This is a genomic window from Streptomyces sp. NPDC046308 (assembly GCF_055588065.1).
This window is the reverse complement of the sequence record NZ_JBVJFB010000002.1, coordinates 309,623-329,488: the sequence shown is the minus strand read 5'-3', so window position 1 is coordinate 329,488 and position 19,866 is coordinate 309,623. Positions and strand designations below refer to the sequence as shown.

Sequence of the window (19,866 nt, the reverse complement as noted above, 5' to 3'; positions counted from 1 at the left end):
CGGCCGCACTTAGCTTAGGTTAGCCTAACCTTGCTTAGCCAGTCTCAGGAGGGGACGTTCATGTCCGCTGGACCCGTCCGCGCGCTCGCCGTCACGCTGTTGGCGGCCCTGCTGGGAGTCCTGCTCCCGGCCACCGCCGCCCGGGCGGGCACCGTGCAGGGGGGTCGCCTCGACTGGGGCATCAAGTCGTCGTTCCAGAGTTATGTCACCGGCCCGGTCGCGAAAGGCGGTTTCAAGCTGAAGGGCGGGGCGGCCACGGTCGGCGGCAGTCTGTTCCGTTTCCACTCGGCGGCCGGCTCCTACGATCCGGCGACCGGCACCTTCGAGGCCTCCTACTCGGGCGGGGTCACCTTCCAGGGACACCAGAAGTCCGACGGAACCTACGAGTTGGACATGACCGTCAGCCGCCCCACCGTCAAGATCATCGGCGGTGCCGGCACCCTGTACGTGGACGTCTCCAGCAAGGCCAAGGACACCGGCGCGGTCAGCAGCCAGTCCCAGGTGCCCTTCGCCACCCTCGGCCTCGGCGGCATCGACATGAAGGGCGGCGCCGGCCCGCTGACCCTCACGAACGTCCCGGCCACCCTCACCGCGCAGGGCGCCCAGGCCTTCGCCGGCTACTACGCGGCCGGCACGCGGCTCGACCCCGTCTCGCTCTCCGCCGACGTCAAGGCCGCCCCGGCCGCGGAGCCCTCCCCGCCGGCGACCCCGCAGCCGGGCGCCACGGAGCAGACCCCGCAGGCGAAGGGCGCCTTCGCGGACGCCGCCGTCGACTGGGGGGTGCGCCGCACCTTCCGCGAGTACGTCACCGGTTCGGTCGGCCAGGGCAAGTGGACCCTCGCCGAGGGCGCCCAGGACGGCGGCGCGCTGTTCCGCTTCCCGCAGGGCAAGGGCGCGTACGACGGGGGGAAAGGCACTCTTGACGCGGCCTTCGCCGGCACCGTCCGGTTCACCGGTGCCCATCTGGACCTCACGCTCGGCAAGGTGGGCGTCAAGGTGCAGAACGGCAAGGGCGTGCTGTCCGCTGACGTGACCACCGGCAGCGAGACGAAGAACGCCGTCCCGCTGGTGGAGTTCGACGCCAGGGGGATGAAGACCGAGGGCGGGCTGGCCACGCTGACCGAAGCCCCGGCCGTCCTCACCGAGGGCGGGTCGCAGGCCTTCGGTTCCCTGTACAAGGCCGGCACCGAGATGGACCCCGTCTCGCTCGCCGTCGCCCTCGACGCCACCGCGAAGCTGCCTGCCCTGCCCGACCTGGGCTCCACGGTCCCGCCCGCGCCCGCCCCGGCGGCCGCCGAACCCGCTCCCGCCGCGCAGGCCGCGCAGTCCTCCGGCACCGGGCTGTTCATCGCCCTGGCCGTCGCCGTAACCGTCCTGGCCGGCGGCGCCGCCTTCCTGGTGGTCCGCAAGCGCCGTACGGCCGCCACCGCCGAGTAGTACGCCCGCCCTCTCCCTCGTCCCTTTCCTCTTGTCCCCAGGAGTTCCCAGCCATGTCGTCCATCCGCCGCCCGATCTCCCTCGCGGCCGCCGTCCTCACCGCCGCCGCGCTCGGCACCACCGCCCTCGTCCTGCCCGCCCAGGCCGCCGCAGGGCCCCCGACCCAGCCGGTGGAGATCATCGGCGGCTCCCTCGACTGGGGTGTGCTCGCGAGCTACCGGGCCTACGTGACCGGCATGGCCAAGGGCACCATCACCGTGGCGGACGGCGCCAGGCAGAACGAGGACGGCTCGCTGCGCTTCGTCGAGCCGACCGGCCGGTACGACCCGGCCGGCGGCCACGTGGTGAAGGCGGCCTTCAAGGGCAGCGTCACCTTCTCCTCGCCCGCCCCGCCGACCGGCCACGGCTTCGAGGTCAAGCTCTCGGACTTCCGTATCGACACCGGCACCAAGAACCTCACCGCGGACGTCACCAAGTCCGGCACGACGGCCCAGGACGTGCCGCTGGCCAAGGTGGCCTTCGCCGGCCAGGCGATGACCGACCTGGCGACCACGCTCACCAAGGAGGCGGCCGACGCGCTCGGTTCGCCGGGCTACGAGAACAAGGCGGGCGACCCGCTCACCGCGAAGCTGGACTTCAGGCAGCCCACCCCGGACCCCGAGCCCACCTCGCCGAAGCCCACCCCCACGAAGTCCACGCCCACCGCCCCGCAGCCCACCGCTCCGGCCGACGGCGTGCAGAAGCTCCTCAGCGGCAAGCTGACGTGGGGCGTGAAGCAGTCCTTCCGCACGTACGTGCTCGGCGCCGGCTCCATCACCCCGGCCGGCGGCGCCGCCAAGAACGGCGACCTCTTCGACTTCGCCTTCGGCAAGGGCGAGCTGGACGTCAAGAAGCAGAAGCTGAACGCCTCCTTCGAGGGCAACCTCCGCTTCCAGTACGCGGCCCACGGCATCGACCTGACCTTCGCCAACCCGCGCCTCGACGCCACCGGCAAGACCGGCACCCTCTACCTGGACCTCAAGAACGCCGCCGGCAGCAAGGCGGCCGTCCCCTTCGCCACGCTCGACCTGTCGAAGACCGACTACAAGACGAAGAACGGCGTGCTCGCGCTGACCGCCGTCCCGGCCGCCTTCACCACCGAGGGCGCGGCGGCCTTCGCCAACGACACCACCGGCTCCCTGTACAAGGCGGGCGACGCGATCGACCCGCTCACCCTCTCCGTGGCCGTGGACAAGGACGCCACCCTGCCCACGACCACGACCACGGGCGGCACCGGCACCACCGGGGGCACCGGCGGCAGCGGTGGTACGGGCGGCAGCGTGGGCGGCGGCTCCGTCGGCGGCAACCTCGCCAACACCGGCGCCGAGATCCCGGCCACGGCCCTGCTCACCACCTCCGGCGCGGCGATCGCGGCCGGCGCGGGCGCGGTCTTCCTCGCCCGCAGGCGGCGTACGGCCCAGGCCTGAGCCGTGCTTGAATTCCCGGGTGAACGATCTCGACGTGCTGAAGGTCTTCTGCGCGGGTGACGGCCGGTACGGCAACCTGCTCGGAGTCGTCCGCGACGGCCGCACCTGCCCCGACGACGCGTCGAGGCAGGCGCTGGCCGCCGAACTCGGCTACAGCGAGACGGTGTTCGTCGACGACCCCGAGCGCGGGGTCGTCGACATCCGCACCCCGGGCACGCGGATGTCCTTCGCCGGGCATCCGTTGGTCGGGGTCGCGTGGCTGCTCGACATCGAGGAGCTCCAGCCGCCCGCCGGATCCGTATGGGCCCGCGACGACGGGGAGTTCACCTGGATCACGGCCCGCGCCGAGTGGGTCGAGGGCAAGCGCACCGAGCAGTACGGATCCGTCGCCGAGGTCGAGGCGCTCCCGGCCCCGCCGCCGGGCGAGGGCTGGCTCTACGCCTGGGCCTGGGAGGACGAGACCGCGGGCCGCGTGCGGGCCCGCGGCTTCCCGCGCCGCCCCGACGGGATCATCGCCGAGGACGAGGCCACCGGCTCGGCGGCGATCCTGCTGACGGCCCAGCTCAACCGCGCCCTGAACATCACCCAGGGCGCCGGCTCCCAGATCCTCACCGCACCCGGCCCCGACGGCACCATCGAGATCGGCGGCCGCGTCCGCTTCGAGCGCCACCCGGACCGGCCCGCAGCCCGGGCATCGCGCACGATCTAGGCATCCCGCACGGCGGAAGTGAGTACGCGGACGCTGCCGCGGCCGCCGGTCGGCGCGGTGCAATGGCGTCATGACGAAGATCTCGACGCTCCCGCACCCCGACGAGCGGCGGCGGTGGCTGTCGGTGGCGGCGCTCTTCACCGTGCTGGCTCCGGCCGCCGCGTGGCTCGGCCAGGCGACCTCGTACCTGCCCCGTCTCGGCGGTCCCTACGACCTGTTCTACGTCGTCCCCCTGGCGCTGGTGGCCACCGCCTGGATCCCACCGCGCACCGACGCGCAGCGCAGAAGGCGCCTCGCGCTGGGGACCACCGGCTGCGTCCTCGCCTTCTTCTACCCCCACGCGCTCCTCGTCGCCCTGCTGGGGCTCTGGGCGTTCAGCGGCTCCTGAAACGGCTCTTGAAACGGGGAGCTCCCCGCAGGGGTTACGCGCTGAGGCGGAACTCCTCGCCCAGCTCGCGGAAGACCGCGCCGTTGAAGTCGAAGGCGCGCTTGCACTCGTCGATGATGCGCTGCTTCTCCAGGTCGTCCGCGGCGATGGCGTCCAGCAGCTCGCGGTAGGTCCGCTTGAAGGCCGCCGGGTTGGAGATGTCCGCGAAGACGTAGAACCGGACGCCGTCGCCCTTGCGCTCGAAGCCCCACGTCCGCTCGGCCTTGTCGCGGATGATCTGGCCGCCGGAGAGGTCGCCCAGGTAGCGGGTGTAGTGGTGGGCGACGTATCCGCCCGGCCACTCGGCCGCGCACTCGGCGACGCGCGCGGCGTACGCCCGCGTCGCGGGCAGCGCCACCACGTTCTCCTGCCAGTCCGGGCCCAGCAGGTGTGCGAGGTCGCGCTCGATCTCGGCGACGCGCATCAGCTCGGGCCGGATGAACGGGCCGGCCACCGGGTCGTTCCTGAGGGTCCCGGCCGCGTCCTCCAGGGCCCGGTACACGAACCACAGCTGTTCGGTGTAGCGCGTGTACGCGTCCACGCCGAGCCGTCCGCCGAGCAGGTCGCTCATGAAGGTCGACGTCTCGGCCTCGGTGTGCTGCTCGTGCGACGCGACGCGGATGACCGTAGAGAAGGCGTCCAAGGCGAACCTCCAGGAAGAGGAAACGGGCGTGACGGCACGGCCGCCACGCCCGATCCTCCTGCTTAGGCTTGCCTAAGTCAATGCGTTCCCGACGAGCTGTCGGTAAAAAACCGGCACCGGGGACGCGGCTACGGCAGGGTCAGGATCTCCGCCCCCGAGTCCGTCACCACCAGCGTGTGCTCGAACTGCGCGGTCCGCTTGCGGTCCTTCGTGACGACCGTCCAGCCGTCCGCCCACATGTCGTACTCGTGGGTGCCCAGGGTCAGCATCGGCTCGATGGTGAAGGTCATCCCGGGCTCGATGACGGTGGTGGCGTGCGGGCTGTCGTAGTGCGGGATGATCAGGCCGGAGTGGAAGGAGGAGTTGATGCCGTGGCCGGTGAAGTCCCGGACCACGCCGTAGCCGAAGCGCTTCGCGTACGACTCGATGACCCGGCCGATGACGTTGATCTGGCGGCCCGGCTTGACGGCCTTGATGGCGCGGTTCAGCGCCTCGCGGGTGCGCTCCACCAGCAGCCGCGACTCCTCGTCCACCTCGCCGCACAGGTAGGTGGCGTTGTTGTCGCCGTGCACCCCGCCGATGTACGCGGTCACGTCGAGGTTCACGATGTCGCCGTCGCGCAGGACGGTGGAGTCCGGGATGCCGTGACAGATGACCTCGTTCACGGAGGAGCACAGCGACTTCGGGAAGCCGCGGTAGCCGAGCGTCGAGGGGTACGCGCCGTGGTCGCACATGTAGTCGTGGGCGACCTTGTCGAGCTCGTCGGTGGTCACCCCCGGCGCGATCAGCTTGGCGGCCTCTTCCATCGCCTGGGCGGCGATCCGGCCGGCGATGCGCATGGCCTCGATGGTCTCGGCCGTCTGCACCTCCGGTCCGGTGTACGGAGTGGGCGCGGGCCTGCCCACGTACTCGGGCCGGCGGATGTTTCCGGGAACGGAACGGACGGGAGAAAGCTCGCCTGGTACGAGCAGCGACTGGCCAGACATGCAAGCGAGTGTATCCAGCGGGGATGGGGCAGCATGGCGGCAGAGAGCGGTAACGAGAGGAGCCTGACAACGATGGCCCTGTTCAAGAAGCGCCAGGTGGGCAAGGCGGGCGAGTGGTACTACTGCCTGGTCCACAACAAGGTCGAAGAAGGCCCCGAGTGCCCGGCGAAGGACCGTTTCGGCCCGTACGAGACGCCCGAGGCGGCGGGCCACGCCATGGAGACGGCGCAGGAACGCAACCTCGAATGGCAGAACGACCCCAAGTGGAACGACAAGACCCGCGAGGAAGAAGAGGGCACGGCGCCGTAGCGGTCGCGACCCGGCCGCCACTTCAGCGGCGAGGTCCGGCTACCAGCGGCTGGGCGGCGGCGCGGTCAGCTGGTCGGCCAGCCGCGCCAGCCGGTCCCGGAAGCGGCGCGGCCCGCGCTGCGCCGGCAGGCCGTTCTCCCCGGCCGCCGCGCTGACCAGGTGCTGCACGGTGTCCAGATCCAGTTCGGCGCCGCCCTCCGGGACGGACAGCACCTCGTGCGCGAGCGTGCCCAGCTCCGGATCCCCACCGTCCAGGGACAGTACGGTCGCCCCCGCGCGCCGGACGTCGTGGACGCGCTCCAGCAGGGCCCCGCCGGGCTCCCCGGGCGCCACCACCAGCAGCGTGTGCCCGCGCCCGGCCGCCGCCAGCCTGCCCAGCCCCACCGACAGGTGCGCCGGCCCCCCGGGCCGCACCCGGTGGCGTACGAGCGTGGGCGCCAGCTCCGGCAGACCCGACCAGGCGGCCTCGTCCACCAGGTGCGCGGCCAGGTGCCAGGGCTCGTAGCCCTCGGTCCCCACCAGCAGCAGGTTTCCGCCGGCCGGTACGACGGCCCGGCGCAGCGCGCCGGCGAAGCTGCGGGCGGCGCCCGGCCACCGCGTACCGGCGAGCACCTCGCGCAGCAGGGCGACCCTCACGGCATCCATATCGGCATCCTGCCGCATCGAAGGGACGCGGGGGGCCCGTACGGGAGCGTTTCCCTCCTCTTCGGCTGTGGGCTACCCGGCAGTACTCTCGCCCCCATGACTTCCTCAGACAGCACGCAGAAGCCGCCGGTCAAGGACCCGTGGGAGCTGCCCGACGTGTCCGGCCTCGTCGTCGGCGTCCTCGGCGGCACCGGCGACCAGGGCCGCGGCCTCGCCTACCGGCTCGCCCGGGCCGGCCAGAAAGTGATCATCGGCTCGCGCGCCGCCGACCGCGCCCGGACCGCCGCCGAAGAACTCGGCCTCGGCGTGGAGGGCGCGGACAACGCCGAGTGCGCGCGCCGCAGCGACATCGTGATCATCGCGGTGCCGTGGGAGGGCCACGCCCAGACCCTCGAAGCCCTGCGCGAGGACCTCGCGGGCAAGCTCGTGGTGGACTGCGTCAACCCGCTGGGCTTCGACAAGCAGGGCGCCTACGCCCTCCGGGTCGAAGAGGGCAGCGCCGCCCAGCAGGCCGCCGCCCTGCTCCCCGACTCCCGCGTCACGGCGGCCTTCCACCACCTCTCGGCGGTCCTCCTGCAGGACGAGTCGATCGACGAGATCGACACCGACGTGATGGTCCTCGGCGAATCCCGCGCCGACACCGACCTCGTCCAGGCCCTCGCCGCCCGCATCCCCGGCATGCGCGGCGTCTTCGCCGGCCGCCTGCGCAACGCCCACCAGGTCGAGTCCCTGGTCGCCAACCTCATCTCCACCAACCGCCGCTACAAGGCCCACGCGGGCCTGCGCATCACGGACGTCTGAGCGGACGTCCGAGCGGACGTCCGAGCGGACCTCCGAGCGGACCTCCGAGCGGACGTCCGAGCCGCGGCGGCCCGGGCCGCCGTCCTTACGGCAGCACTGCGGGGCATGGGGGACACTGGAGGGGCTCGACCGCCTTCAGTGTTCCCGAGGAGCTCCTTCCATGCCCCGCCTTGCCGTCTTCGCCGTTGTCGTCTGCGTCCTTGCGGTGGCCGCGGCCGTCGTCGCCTTCGTCGAGGGCAGCTTCCTCGGGATCGTCTGGGTGCTGCTCGCGGGCCTCACGTCCAACCTGGCCTGGTACTACCTGCGCAAGGCCAAGGCCGAGAAGGCCGCGCGGACCTCGTAGCCGCCCGCGCGGGAGCCGCGCCCCGGGGTCAGCGGGCCGCGCAGAAGCCGGCGTCCTGCCAGAAGCGGTAGAGGGCGTGGCCGCAGTCCGTCTCCAGGTCCGACACGCCGAGTGCGGACAGCAGGTCGCGGACCACGCCGAAGAAGAAGAAGTTGACCTCCGGGATCCACAGCAGCGCGAACACGGCGATCAGGCCGAACGGCGCCAGCGGCTCCACCTCGCGGCGCACCCGGTACGACAGCCACGGCTCGATGACCCCGTAGCCGTCGAGGCCCGGCACCGGCAGGAAGTTCAGGATCGCCGCCGAGACCTGGAGCAGGGCCAGGAAGGCGAGCGCGTACCGGAAGGGCATCGGCACCCCGTCGAGGGCGTCCAGCCAGAACGGGGCCGTGCAGACGACGGCGAACGCCACGTTCGTCAGCGGGCCCGCCGCCGAGATCAGGCTGTGCTTCCAGCGCCCCTGGATCCGGCCCCGCTCGATGTAGACGGCGCCGCCCGGCAGGCCCAGCCCGCCCATGATCACGAACAGCACCGGCAGCACGATGCTGAGCAGTACGTGCGAGTACTTCAGCGGATTCAGCGTCAGATAACCCTTGGCGCCCACTGACAGGTCGCCGCCGTGCAGGGCGGTGCGGGCGTGCGCGTACTCGTGCAGGCACAGGGAGACGATCCACGCCGACGTCACGAAGAGGAACACCGCGAGCCCGGTGCTCGTCGAGTACCCGGTCCACACGGCCCAGCCGGTGACGGCCATGACGGCGAAGATCCCGAGGAATACCGAACTGATCCGCCGCTCGCCGCGGCCGCCCTGATGACCCATGCCGGGAAACCTATCCCGGGCGCGCGGAGGAAAACGGTTCGGGGCCGGGCCGGGGTCCGGGGACAATGGGCCGGTGCGTTACGCGATTCTCGGCACCGCCCAGGCCATACGCGACGACGGGACCCCCGTCGGCGTCGGCGGAGCGCGCCTGCGGGCGCTCCTGACGGCGCTCGCGCTGCGGCCGGGGCGGGTGGTGCCGGTCGCGCTGCTGGTCGCCGAGGTGTGGGACGGCGACCCGCCGGCCGACGCGCCGGCCGCCCTCCAGGCGCTGGTCGCCCGGCTGCGGCGGGCCCTGGGACACGCGGCCGTGCGCTCCGCCGAGGGGGGCTACCTGCTCGCCGCCGACCGCGAGGACGTCGACCTCTACCGCTTCGAGCGCCTCGCCCGGACCGCGGCCGAGACGCGGGACCCGGCCGAGGCCGCCGCCCGGTACGAGGAGGCCCTCGCCCTGTGGCGCGGACCGGCCCTCGCCGACCTGCCCGACCCGGGTGCGGAGTCCGCGCGCTGGGAGACCGTACGGATGGACGCGCGCCGGGGCCGGCTCGCGGCGGCCCTGGCCCTGGGCCGGGCGGAGCAGGCCCTGCCGGAACTGACCGCGCTGTGCGCGCGGCAGCCGCTGGACGAGCCGCTGCAGATCCTGCGCATCCGGGCACTGCGCGACGCGGGCCGCCCGTCGCAGGCCCTGGCCGCGTACGAGGACGTACGCCGGGACCTGGCGGCCCGGCTCGGCACGGACCCGGGCCCCGCCCTGCGCGCCCTGCACACCGAACTGCTGAACCCGCCGGCCGCGGGAACCCCGCACCCGGCCGCCTCCGGCGGCGATGCCCGGCACCGCGCGGCCCCGCACCCGGCGGACGCCGGAGCCGGCGCGCCCGCGCATCCGGCCCGGCCGCTCCCGGACCCGACCACCCCTCCCGGCACCGCCGGCCCGACCCCGGACGCACACCCGGCCCCGCCGGGCCACGGTGCCACCGCCCACGCCTCCGGCTCCGGCCCGGGCTCGCGAGCGGCCCAGCCGGGCGCCGCAGGGTTCGGCCCGGGGCCGTATCCGCCGTCGGCGCCCGAGGCTGCCCCGCGCGGCGGGGGCAACCTGCGGGCGCGGCTCACCACCTTCGTCGGCCGCGAGGAGGACATCCGCGTCATCGGGGACGATCTCGCGCGGTCGCGGCTCGTCACCCTCCTCGGGCCGGGCGGGGCCGGCAAGACCCGGCTCTCGCAGGAGGCCGCCGAGGCGCACGACGCACGCGGCGGATGGCCCGACGGCGTGTGGTTCGTCGAGCTGGCGCCCGTGGACGACCCGGAGGACGTCGCCGAGGCCGCGCTCGCCGCGCTCGGGGCCCGGGAGACCAAGCTGCGCGGCGCCGCCGCCGAGGAACTGCGGGCCCTGACCGACCGGGCCGGGGACGACCCGCTCGACCGGCTCGCCGAACACTGCGCGCGGCAGCGGCTCCTGCTGCTGCTCGACAACTGCGAGCACGTCATCGGCGCGGCCGCCGAGCTGGCCGAGGAGCTCCTCGCACGCTGCCCCGGCGTGCAGATCCTGGCCACGAGCCGGGAACCGCTCGGGGTGCCGGGGGAGTCGCTGCGGCCGGTGGAGCCGCTGCCCGACCCCGTCGCGCTGCGGCTGCTGGGCGACCGCGGGGCCGCGGCCCGTCCGGGGTTCCGCACGGACGACGATCCGGCGGCGGCGGCCGAGATCTGCCGGCGGCTGGACGGGCTGCCGCTGGCGATCGAGCTGGCCGCGGCCCGGCTGCGGCTGCTCACCCCGCGCCAGATCGCGGACCGGCTCGACGACCGCTTCCGCCTCCTGACCAGCGGTGCCCGTACGGTCCTGCCCCGCCAGCAGACCCTGCGCGCCGTCGTCGACTGGTCCTGGGACCTCCTCGACGAGCCCGAACGCACCGTCCTGCGCCGGCTGTCCGTCTTCGCGGGCGGCTGTGACCTGGCCGCCGCCGAGGCCGTCTGCGCCGACCCGTCCTACGACACCGCCGACGTCCTCGGCTCCCTCGTCGACAAGTCCCTCGTGGTCGCCGCCCCCGGCCCCGACGGCTCCGGCATGCGCTACCGGCTCCTGGAGACCGTCGCCGAGTACGCCGACGAGCGCCTCGCCGCCGCCGAGGGCGACCGCGCGCACACCGAGCGCCGCCACCTCGTCCACTACCGCGAACTGGCCCGCACCAACGAGCCCCTGCTCCGCGGTCACGGGCAGCGGGCCGCCACCGAGCGGCTCGTCACCGAGTACGAGAACATCCGTACCGCCCTGCGCCGCGCGGTGGCCGCCCGCGACGCCGACGAGGTGCTGTGCCTCGTCCACTCCCTCGGCTGGTACTGGCACATGCACGACCTGGCGACCGAGTCCCGGCACTGGTCCGCGGCCGCCGCCGCGCTCGGCCCCAACCCCTTCGCGGCGCCCGCCGTCCCCGCCGAGCCCGTCTACCAGCGGATCGTCGACGCGCCCCCGCCGTACACCGGCGAACTGCTCACCGAGGCCTGGCGCGGGATCCAGCTGATCCGGCTGGCCGCCCGCGACCAGAACAGCGACACCTGGGACACCCCCGAGGTCCGGGCCCAGATCGACGGCGTGCTCGCCGCCTACCGGCCGGGGCTGCCGCAGACCTGCCGGTCCCCTTCCTCCCTCTGGATCTACGCCGTCATGATCGCGGGCGACCCCCTGCTGCTGCAGCGGGTGGTGGACGACACCGTCGAGACCGCCCGTTCCTTCGGCTACCGCTGGGAGCTCGCCTCCGCCCTGCAGCTGCGGGCCAACATCCTCGCCAACCGGGCGGACTGGGCCGGCGACGCCTCCCGCGACGCCGAGGAGAGCCTGGACCTCTTCCGCGAGCTCGGCGACGACTGGGGCTGCGCCGAGGCGCTGTCCGCGCGCGCCGAGTCCCGGGAGAAGCGCGGCATGTACGCGCTGGCCACGGAGGACTTCCGGGCGGCCATCGAGCACGCCGAACGCCTGGGCGCCAAGGCCCAGGTGACGGTGTTGCGCGTACGGATGGCGGGGTCGCTGATCGAGAACGGGGAGGCCGAGGAGGCCGAGGCGATCCTCACCGAGATCACGGCGGGGTGGCAGGGGTACGGCAACGAGGCCATGCCCGCCGCCCGGATGTTCCTCGCGGGCCTCCTCGGCCGCACCGGCCGGATCGCCGAGGCCCGGGCCCAGCTCCAGGCGCTGCGCGAGGACTTCGCGCTCGGTGCGTACGCCGTCTTCGACGTGTTCCTGCTCGCCACGATGGCCTGGCTGGACAACCGGGAGGGCGAGTACGAGGAGGCGCTGGTGCGGATCCGCGAGGCCACGAACAGGGTCCGGGACCCGCTCGTGATGATGGTCGCCCCGCAACTGCCCGCGGTGTACCTGCTGACCGGGGCCGTCTCCCTCGTCGCGCTCGGCGGCCCGCGGCGCGCGTACGACGCCGTCCGGCTGCTCGGCGCCTACCGCACCCACCTGCCGCCCGGGCACTTCCCGGTCACCACGGAGCGCGAGGACGGCGCCTTCGTCGAGGAGCGGGCGCGGGCGGCGCTCGGTGACGCGGCCTTCGAGAAGGCGTACGCCGAAGGCGGCGGCCTCTCCATGGAGGAGGCCACCGCCCTCATCTGACCCGGCCCCCGGCCGGTGTCCGTCCGGGACGCGATCCGGAGTGGACCGGTCCGCGGGTCAGGTCTTCTGGCGGAACTTGCGCACCGCGAGCGGCATGGTGACCGCCGTGATGGCGAGCGACCAGACCAGCGTCATCCACACCGAGTCGCCGACCGGGGTGCCGTTGATCAGGGCACGGGCGGCGTCCGCCAGATTGGACAGCGGGTTGTAGTCCGTGAAGGCCTGCAGCCAGCCGGGCATGGTGGACGGCATCGCGAAGATCGAGCTGCCGAACTGCAGCGGCATCAGGACCAGCATCGCCATGCCCTGGACGGCCTGCGCGGTCTTCATGGTCAGACCCAGCAGAATGAAGATCCACATCAGTGAGGCGCCGAAGACGACCGACAGGCCGATGGCGGCGAACAGGTCCAGGACCGAACCGTCGATCGACAGACCGAGGATGAAGCCTACGCAGAGCAGGATCGAGATCGCGATCAGCATCCGGCCGATCTCGACGACGATCTTGGCGAGGAGGACGGACGACCGGGCGATCGGCATGGACCGGAAGCGGTCCATCACGCCCTTCTTGAAGTCGTCATTGACCCCGGTGCCCACCGCCATGGCGATGTTCATGCCCATCATGGCCATCAGGCCCGGGACCAGGTAGCTGACGTACTCGCCCTGGTTGCCCTTGCCGGAGACGGCGCCGCCGAACACGAACACGAACAGCAGCGTGAAGATGATCGGCATGAACAGGACGTCGAACATCGACTCGGGGTCCTGCTTGATCTGGAGGGCGTTGCGGCGCACCAGGGCGCCGATGTGCCGCAGATTGGCCCGCAGGCCGATCCGGCCCTCGCCCGGGTGCGCGGCCACCGAGGCCGGACCGGGCGCGGTGGGCGCGGGCTTCGTCGTGGTTACGGTGCTCATGCCGCGACCTCCTCGGTCTTCTCGGTGGGGACGGTGTCCTCGACGAGGGTGGGCTTCTGGCCGGTGATGGCCAGGAACACCTCGTCGAGGCTGGGCAGGTAGGTGCCGAGGTCGGCGATCGCGTACCCGCGGCCGGCCAGCAGGCCGACCACGGCGGTCAGCTGCTCGTCGCTCAGGATCGGGACCAGCAGCACGCCCTCGTCCGGCACGGCCTGGGAGCCGGCCACGCCGTCCAGTCCGGCCTCGGCCAGCGCGCGGGCCATGCCCGGCAGGTCGGCGGAGGCGACGGGGCGGATCTTCAGGGTGCGGCCGCCGACGCGGGCCTTCAGCTCGTCGACCTTGCCGTTGGCGATGACCCTGCCGCGGTCGATGACCGTCAGCTCACTGGCGAGCTGCTCGGCCTCCTCCATGTACTGGGTGGTGAGCAGCACGGTGGCGCCTTCGGCGACCAGCCGCTGGACCTCGTCCCACACCTCGTTGCGGGTGCGCGGGTCGAGACCGGTGGTCGGCTCGTCCAGGTAGAGCACGGCCGGGTTGCCGATGAGGGAGGCGGCGAGGTCGAGCCGGCGGCGCATGCCGCCGGAGTAGTTCATGGCGGCCTTCCTGGCCGCCTCGGTCAGGGAGAACCGCTCCAGCATCTCGTCCGCGCGGCGGCGGGCGTCCTTGCGGGAGAGGTCGAGCAGCCGCCCGATCATGTAGAGGTTCTCCCAGCCGGAGAGCTTCTCGTCGACCGAGGCGTACTGGCCGGTGAGGCCGATGGTGCGGCGCAGCTGCCGGGGCTGGCGGACCACGTCGAACCCGGCGACGACGGCGGTGCCGGCGTCGGGGACGACCAGGGTGGAGAGGCAGCGGACGAGGGTGGTCTTGCCGGCTCCGTTGGGGCCGAGGACTCCGAGGACGGTGCCTTCCCGGACGTCCAGGTCCACGCCGTCGAGTGCCTTGGTCTCGCCGTAGTGCTTGACCAGCCCCCGTACCTCCACGGCGTTGGGCTTCTTGTCGTTTCGCGTCATGCCCCCATGGGAGCAGCCGCCACTGACAAAGCACCGACAGCCGACCGACAAACGTACGACAGACATACGACAGCCCGCCGACACACGGTCGACGGGCTGTCGGTGAGCGATGAGCGGTGAGCCGGCGGTGGCGGCGGGGCGGCCGCCGGAGCGGCCGCCCAACACCGTCAGTGGAAGGCGTGCTCCGCCTGCGGGAACGTTCCACCGACCACGTCCTCGGCGAAGGCCTTCGCCGCGTCGCCCATGGTCGCGCGGAGGTTCGCGTACTGCTTCACGAACCGGGGCAGCTTCCCGCCGGTCAGGCCCATCATGTCCGTCCACACCAGCACCTGCGCGTCGCACTCCGAGCCCGCGCCGATGCCGACCGTCGGGATGTGCAGGGAGCGGGTGACCTCGGCGGCCAGCTCGGCCGGTACGAGCTCCAGCACCACCGCGAAGGCACCCGCGTCCTGCGCCGCCTTCGCGTCGCGCAGCAGCTGGTGCGCGGCCTCGTCGCCGCGGCCCTGCACCCGGTAGCCCATGGCGTTGACCGACTGCGGGGTCAGGCCCAGGTGGGACATGACCGGGATGCCGGACTGCACGATCAGCTCGGTCTGGGCCAGCGAGCGCTCGCCGCCCTCCAGCTTCACCGCTCCGACCCCGGCCTCCTTCACGAGACGGGTGGCACTGCGCAGCGCCTGCACGGCGCCTTCCTGGTACGAGCCGAACGGCATGTCGCCGATGACCAGGGCGCGGCTCGTGCCGCGTACGACGGCCGCCGAGAGCATGGTCATCTGGTCCATCGTCACCGGGACGGTGGAGTCGTAGCCGAGGTGGCAATTGCCCATGGAGTCGCCGACGAGGATGACCGGGATGCCGGACTCGTCGAAGACGGACGCGGTCATCGCGTCATAGGCGGTGAGCATGGGCCACTTCTCGCCGCGTTCCTTGGCGAGCGTCAGGTCGCGGACGGTGATGCGCCGGGTGCCCGTGCCTCCGTACAGGGTGGGGGAGGCCGACGAAGATGCGGCTGCGGGTTCGCGGGCAGGCGAAACGGCATGCGTCATTGCAACTGCTCCTTGTGTCATCTCGAGGCGCCCTCACGGCGTCCCCGGACTTACCCACCATGGTGGCATCCGCGGGGCCGAAGGCGGAAGTGGCGGGCGGCACACCCGGCCCGGGGGATCCAATGTGCGCGTTTCGTGACAAGCGGAACCCCCTGCGCACGGCCGTTCGTCCTCCCGGACGTACGACCGCGACGGAGGGTCGTGACGTACGACACGGAAGGCTCCGTACATCGCCTAGGGTCAAGGGGCGGGGACGGAGCGCGAGCACGGCAGTGAGGGCAGTGGCATGGCACAGGCGTACATGACGGAATCGGGGAACGGCGGCTCGGAGCCCGAGCCCTCCGGATCCCGCTTCCCGCGCCGGCTCGCCGAACTGCGCAAGGACCCCGGGATCTGGCGGCGCGGATGGGTGCTCGCCGCGACCTCCCTGCTGATCGCACTGGTGATGATCTTCCACGCGGAGCTGCCCAACGACGTCGGCAACCTCGGCAGCCTCACCGAGACCTTCCTGCCCTGGCTGGGCCTGGCCGTCCCGCTCCTGCTCGCCGGCGCGGTCCTGCGCAGGTCCGCGACCGCGCTCATCGCGCTCGTGCTGACCGGCGCGGTCTGGGTGAACCTCTTCGGCGGCCTGGTCACCGACAAGTCCGGCTCCGGCGGCAACCTCGTCGTCGCCACCCACAACGTCGACGCCGACAACCCCGACCCGGCCGGCACCGCCCGGTCCGTCGCCGGGTCCGGGGCCGACGTCCTGGCCCTGACCGAGCTCAAGGGGAGCGTCGTCCCCGTCTACGAGAAGGCCCTGGCGGGCACGTACAAATACCACTCGGTCGAGGGCACCGTCGGCCTGTGGAGCAAGTACCCGCTGAGTGCCAGCGCGCCCGTCGACATCAGGATGGGCTGGACCCGGGCCATGCGCGCCACCGTCGACACCCCGCAGGGGAAGGTCGCGGCCTTCGTCGCGCACCTGCCCTCGGTCCGGGTCAAGCTGAAGGCCGGCTTCACCGCGAACCAGCGTGACGACAGCGCCGACGCGCTGGGCGCCGCACTCGCCGCCGAACCGCTGGGGAAGGTCATCCTGCTCGGCGACCTCAACGGCACCATGAACGACCGCGCCCTGTCCGAGGTCACCTCGCAGATGCGCTCCACCCAGGGCGCGGCGGGCGACGGCTTCGGCTTCAGCTGGCCGGCGCAGTTCCCCATGGCCCGGATCGACCAGATCATGGTCCGCGGGATCCGGCCGGAGGCCTCCTGGACCCTGCCGCGCACGGGCAGCGACCACCTTCCGGTCGCCGCCCGGGTCACGGTCAAGCCCTGACACGCGCGGCCGCCGGGCACGGCACCCGTGCCCGGCGGCCGCGCGCGGCGGCTACGCCCGCTCGCGCCAGCCGTTCGTGATGGGCAGCCGGCGGTCCTTGCCGAAGCCCTTCGCGGAGATCTTCGTGCCCGGCGGGTACTGGCGGCGCTTGTACTCCGCCGTGTCCACCATGCGCAGGGTCCTGGCGACCAGCTCGCGGTCGAAGCCGGCCTCCACGATGGCCTCCATGCCCTGGTCGCGGTCCACGTACAGGGCGAGGATCGCGTCGAGCACCGGGTAGTCCGGCAGCGAGTCCGTGTCCACCTGACCCGGGCGCAGTTCGGCGCTCGGCGGCTTCACGATGGAGTTCTCCGGGATCGGCGGGGTCTCGCCGCGTTCGGCGGCGGCCCGGTTGCGGTACTGCGCGAGCCGGAAGACGTCCGTCTTGTAGACGTCCTTGATCGGGCCGTACGCGCCCACCGAGTCGCCGTAGAGCGTGGAGTAGCCGACGGCCAGCTCCGACTTGTTGCCCGGGGCCAGCACGATGTGGCCCTCCTGGTTGGAGAGCGCCATCAGCAGGGTGCCGCGCAGCCGGGACTGCAGGTTCTCCTCGGCCAGGCCGGTGAGGCCGAGCGAGCCCATGTACGCGTCGAACATCGGCTCGATCGGCACGGTCCGGAAGTTCAGCCCGGTCCGCTCGGCCAGGTCGGCCGCGTCCCCCTTGGAGTGGTCGGAGGAGTACTTCGACGGCATCGAGACGCCGTACACGTTCTGCGCGCCGATCGCGTCGCAGGCGATGGCGGCGACGAGCGCGGAGTCGATGCCTCCGGAGAGCCCGATCAGGACGGAGCGGAATCCGTTCTTCTTGACGTACGCGCGCAGCCCCACGACCAGCGCGTCGTAGACCTCCTCGTCGTCGTCGAGGCGCTCGGCGTAACCGCCGGTGACGACCGGCTCGTACGCCTCCACGGGCTCCTCGGAGAGGATCACGCGGTCGATGCGCAGGCCGTCGTCCACCACGCCCTCGGGGGCGTCGGCGCGCGCGGCCGGCAGGTCGAGGTCGACCAGGACGCATCCCTCGGAGAACTGCGGGGCGCGGGCGATGACCTCCCCGTCGGCGTCGACGACGATCGAGTCGCCGTCGAAGACCAGCTCGTCCTGGCCGCCGATCATCGCCAGGTAGGCGAGGGTGCAGCCGGCCTCCTGCGCCCGCTTGCGGACCAGTTCGAGGCGCAGGTCGTCCTTGTCGCGCTCGTACGGGGAGGCGTTGACCGAGATCAGCAGTCCGGCCCCGGCGGAGCGGGTGGCCGGGACCCGGCCGCCCTCCTGCCAGAGGTCCTCGCAGATGGCCAGGGCCACGTCGACGCCGCGGACCCGGATCACCGGCTGGGTGTCGCCCGGCACGAAGTACCGGAACTCGTCGAACACGCCGTAGTTGGGCAGATGGTGCTTGGCGAAGCGCAGGACGACCTGCCCGCGGTGCAGCACGGCCGCCGCGTTCTCGGGGGAGCCGGCCGGCCTGCCGAGCCGGGGGACGGCCTTCTCGGTGCGGTCGAGGTAACCGACGACGACAGGCAGCTCGCCGAGGCCCTCGTCCGCCAGCCGCCGCGCGAGCTCGCGCAGCGCGGTGCGGGAGGCCTCGACGAAGGAGCCGCGCAGGGCGAGGTCCTCGACGGGGTACCCGGTCAGCATCATCTCCGGGAACGCCACCAGGTGGGCACCCTGCTCGGCGGAGTGCCGGGTCCAGTGGACGACCGAGTCGGTGTTGGCGGCGATGTCGCCGACGTGCGAGTCGATCTGATTCAGAGCGAGGCGTAGTTGAGGCACGGCGCCCAGTCTAATCGTCTCTCTGACGCGATGTCCTGGGCACCGGCCGTTCCGTCTGCCCGGATCAGCCGATCGGGCCGCTGAACTTCGCGTGGGGGAGCAGGATTCCGGGTGAGATGTCGGCGCTGATGCGCTCGGTGCCCTCCGGGACCTCGAAGGCCACGATCCCGCTCGCGGACTCGCCCGGCAGGATGTCGCCCTTGACCATCTTCGGCACGTCGCCGTCGAAGACGAGCTTGGCGGTCATCCCGTCCTCGTCGCGGACATTGGGCATCGCGTAGATGACGTTGTGCGGAGCGGACGAGCCGTTGGTGATGGTGAGCGTCATCGCCACCGCGTTGCCGACCTTGGAGTACTTGTTCTTCGTGACGTACTTCTTCGGCGCCGAGAGGCTCACCTTGACGCCGTTCGGGTACGTGAAGGTCTCGCCGAACGGCAGCGCGCTGGTCAGGCCCGGGACCTGGGAGGGCGACGGCGACGCGGACGGCCAGGGCTCACCGCTGGGGTAGAGCCCCTCCAGGTCCAGATCCTCCTCGTCGATGTCGATGCCCTGCTCGTAGCGGGTGGAGGTGTGGTCGAGGAAGACGGCCGTGAGGAAGAAACCGCCGACGGAGGCGGCGAGGCCGAGCACGCCGAGGACGGTGCCGACGACGGACATCGCCTTGTTCGGGGCGCCCTTGCCGGCGCGGACGAGCGCGCCGATGCCGAGGCCCGTGGCGACGACGGCCAGCACGGCGCCCGCCCAGAAGAAGAGGGGCACGAGGCCGGTCATGATGGCGAAGCAGGCGACGATCACGGCGGCGACGGCCAGGCCGTTGGTGGTCGGCGGACCCTGCGGATGACCGCCGTACGGGACCCCGCCGAAGCCGGGCGGTCCCCACGCGGGCGGCGCGCCCCAGACGGGGGCCGGCCCGCCGGGGACGGTCAGCGGGCCCGGAGCCGGAGCCGGAGCCGGGGCGGGCGGGGCGAACGGCGAGGGGGCGGGGGCCGCCGGGGCCCCGTGAGCGGCGGGTGCGGACGGGGCCGCAGGTGCGGACGGGGCCGCGGGTGCCTTGGGGGCCGAGGGGTCGGGTGTGGCCCAGGGGTCTGCGGGGGCGGGCGCCGGGGCAGGGGTGGCGGGAGTGTCGGCGGGGGTCGCGGCCTCGGGGGTGCCGGCGGCGGCCTGGGCCTCGGGAGTGCCTGCGTCGGCCTGGGTCTCGGGGGCTGCCGGGCTCCGAGGGGCCTTGTCGAGCGAGAGGGGCTGGGCGTCGGCCTCCGGGGCCGGCGCAGCCGGGGTCTTGTCGAGTGAGAGCGGCTGTGCGGGCGGCGCCGGTATGGAGGCGGTCTCGGCCGTCGTGGTGCCCGCGGGCTCCTCGGGCGGGCCGGGAGGGGTGCTGGGCGGGTTCGGCGTGGTGCTCATACCGGCAGGGTCGTCCTTTTGTCGCAGATGCTGTGATCACCGCAAGGGTGCCATGACCGCGGCCCGCGCCCGCCCGAATTCCCACCGGTCCCGGGGGGGGGGGGGGGGGGGGGGGGGGGGGGAGGGGGGGGGGGGGAGGGGGAGGGGGGGGGGCAAAAAAAACAGACCTCAAACCACAACGCGTGGAAAAG

At 72.8% G+C, this 19,866-nt stretch carries 18 protein-coding genes; 9 read left to right on the top strand and 9 right to left on the bottom strand.

All coding sequences use genetic code 11. The features are described 5' to 3' along the window. Positions 1–60: 60 nt before the first annotated feature. The 4 genes from ACZ6JT_RS08900 (at position 61) to ACZ6JT_RS08885 (ending at position 4,000) form a co-directional block, all read left to right on the top strand. Positions 61–1,437, top strand: a complete 1,377-nt coding sequence (locus ACZ6JT_RS08900) for an HtaA domain-containing protein (RefSeq protein WP_469208730.1) — start codon at positions 61–63, stop codon at positions 1,435–1,437. Between the two features lie 53 nt (positions 1,438–1,490). Next, a complete protein-coding gene (locus tag ACZ6JT_RS08895) occupies positions 1,491–2,903 on the top strand; it encodes an HtaA domain-containing protein (RefSeq protein WP_469208728.1) in 1,413 nt (470 codons plus the stop codon). Between the two features lie 19 nt (positions 2,904–2,922). After that, on the top strand, positions 2,923–3,612 hold the full coding sequence (locus ACZ6JT_RS08890; RefSeq protein ID WP_376613414.1) for a PhzF family phenazine biosynthesis protein: 690 nt from the start codon (positions 2,923–2,925) through the stop codon (positions 3,610–3,612). Positions 3,613–3,682: 70 nt separating this feature from the next. Continuing rightward, the gene (locus ACZ6JT_RS08885) at positions 3,683–4,000 is read left to right on the top strand and encodes a hypothetical protein (protein ID WP_469208726.1); all 318 of its coding nucleotides are present in this window, start codon (positions 3,683–3,685) and stop codon (positions 3,998–4,000) included. Between the two features lie 34 nt (positions 4,001–4,034). Here the strand turns inward: ACZ6JT_RS08885 and ACZ6JT_RS08880 are convergent, their stop codons facing one another. Together ACZ6JT_RS08880 and map are read right to left on the bottom strand one after the other, a co-directional pair. Next, complete coding sequence (locus ACZ6JT_RS08880; protein WP_469208724.1) at positions 4,035–4,682, bottom strand: biliverdin-producing heme oxygenase; 648 nt, start codon at positions 4,680–4,682, stop codon at positions 4,035–4,037. 128 nt (positions 4,683–4,810) lie between these two features. Next, on the bottom strand, positions 4,811–5,668 hold the full coding sequence (gene map, locus ACZ6JT_RS08875) for a type I methionyl aminopeptidase (RefSeq protein ID WP_469208722.1): 858 nt from the start codon (positions 5,666–5,668) through the stop codon (positions 4,811–4,813). A 72-nt stretch (positions 5,669–5,740) separates the two neighbouring features. On the opposite strand from map, the gene ACZ6JT_RS08870 reads away from it, so the two are divergent. Further along, positions 5,741–5,977, top strand: a complete 237-nt coding sequence (locus tag ACZ6JT_RS08870; protein ID WP_376613409.1) for a hypothetical protein — start codon at positions 5,741–5,743, stop codon at positions 5,975–5,977. 39 nt (positions 5,978–6,016) lie between these two features. On the opposite strand, the gene ACZ6JT_RS08865 is transcribed toward ACZ6JT_RS08870, so the two are convergent. Continuing rightward, on the bottom strand, positions 6,017–6,622 hold the full coding sequence (locus tag ACZ6JT_RS08865; RefSeq protein WP_469208720.1) for a hypothetical protein: 606 nt from the start codon (positions 6,620–6,622) through the stop codon (positions 6,017–6,019). 96 nt (positions 6,623–6,718) lie between these two features. On the opposite strand from ACZ6JT_RS08865, the gene npdG reads away from it, so the two are divergent. Together npdG and ACZ6JT_RS08855 are read left to right on the top strand one after the other, a co-directional pair. Next, positions 6,719–7,423, top strand: a complete 705-nt coding sequence (gene npdG / locus ACZ6JT_RS08860; RefSeq protein ID WP_469208717.1) for an NADPH-dependent F420 reductase — start codon at positions 6,719–6,721, stop codon at positions 7,421–7,423. 160 nt (positions 7,424–7,583) lie between these two features. After that, positions 7,584–7,766 (top strand): hypothetical protein, encoded by a 183-nt coding sequence (locus tag ACZ6JT_RS08855; protein ID WP_030723453.1) that lies wholly within the window; start codon positions 7,584–7,586, stop codon positions 7,764–7,766. Positions 7,767–7,794: 28 nt separating this feature from the next. Here the strand turns inward: ACZ6JT_RS08855 and ACZ6JT_RS08850 are convergent, their stop codons facing one another. Further along, on the bottom strand, positions 7,795–8,586 hold the full coding sequence (locus tag ACZ6JT_RS08850) for a site-2 protease family protein (RefSeq protein WP_469208715.1): 792 nt from the start codon (positions 8,584–8,586) through the stop codon (positions 7,795–7,797). Positions 8,587–8,659: 73 nt separating this feature from the next. Between ACZ6JT_RS08850 and ACZ6JT_RS08845 the strand changes: the two genes are divergently transcribed. Continuing rightward, on the top strand, positions 8,660–12,190 hold the full coding sequence (locus ACZ6JT_RS08845) for an AfsR/SARP family transcriptional regulator (RefSeq protein ID WP_469208713.1): 3,531 nt from the start codon (positions 8,660–8,662) through the stop codon (positions 12,188–12,190). 57 nt (positions 12,191–12,247) lie between these two features. On the opposite strand, the gene ACZ6JT_RS08840 is transcribed toward ACZ6JT_RS08845, so the two are convergent. The 3 genes from ACZ6JT_RS08840 to panB form a co-directional block, all read right to left on the bottom strand. Continuing rightward, on the bottom strand, positions 12,248–13,099 hold the full coding sequence (locus tag ACZ6JT_RS08840; protein WP_365479618.1) for an ABC transporter permease: 852 nt from the start codon (positions 13,097–13,099) through the stop codon (positions 12,248–12,250). Further along, positions 13,096–14,109, bottom strand: coding sequence for an ATP-binding cassette domain-containing protein (locus tag ACZ6JT_RS08835; RefSeq protein ID WP_469208710.1), 1,014 nt, complete (start codon positions 14,107–14,109; stop codon positions 13,096–13,098). Before ACZ6JT_RS08835 ends, ACZ6JT_RS08840 begins: the two co-directional genes overlap by 4 nt. A gap of 167 nt (positions 14,110–14,276) precedes the next feature. Then, complete coding sequence (panB, locus tag ACZ6JT_RS08830) at positions 14,277–15,155, bottom strand: 3-methyl-2-oxobutanoate hydroxymethyltransferase (RefSeq protein WP_469208709.1); 879 nt, start codon at positions 15,153–15,155, stop codon at positions 14,277–14,279. 286 nt (positions 15,156–15,441) lie between these two features. On the opposite strand from panB, the gene ACZ6JT_RS08825 reads away from it, so the two are divergent. Then, the gene (locus tag ACZ6JT_RS08825; protein WP_469208707.1) at positions 15,442–16,470 is read left to right on the top strand and encodes an endonuclease/exonuclease/phosphatase family protein; all 1,029 of its coding nucleotides are present in this window, start codon (positions 15,442–15,444) and stop codon (positions 16,468–16,470) included. Positions 16,471–16,521: 51 nt separating this feature from the next. On the opposite strand, the gene ACZ6JT_RS08820 is transcribed toward ACZ6JT_RS08825, so the two are convergent. Further along, positions 16,522–18,276: an NAD+ synthase gene (locus ACZ6JT_RS08820; RefSeq protein ID WP_469208705.1), complete on the bottom strand. Its 1,755-nt coding sequence runs from the start codon at positions 18,274–18,276 to the stop codon at positions 16,522–16,524. 64 nt (positions 18,277–18,340) lie between these two features. Further along, a complete protein-coding gene (locus tag ACZ6JT_RS08815; protein WP_469208703.1) occupies positions 18,341–19,675 on the bottom strand; it encodes a DUF4352 domain-containing protein in 1,335 nt (444 codons plus the stop codon). Positions 19,676–19,866 lie beyond the last annotated feature (191 nt).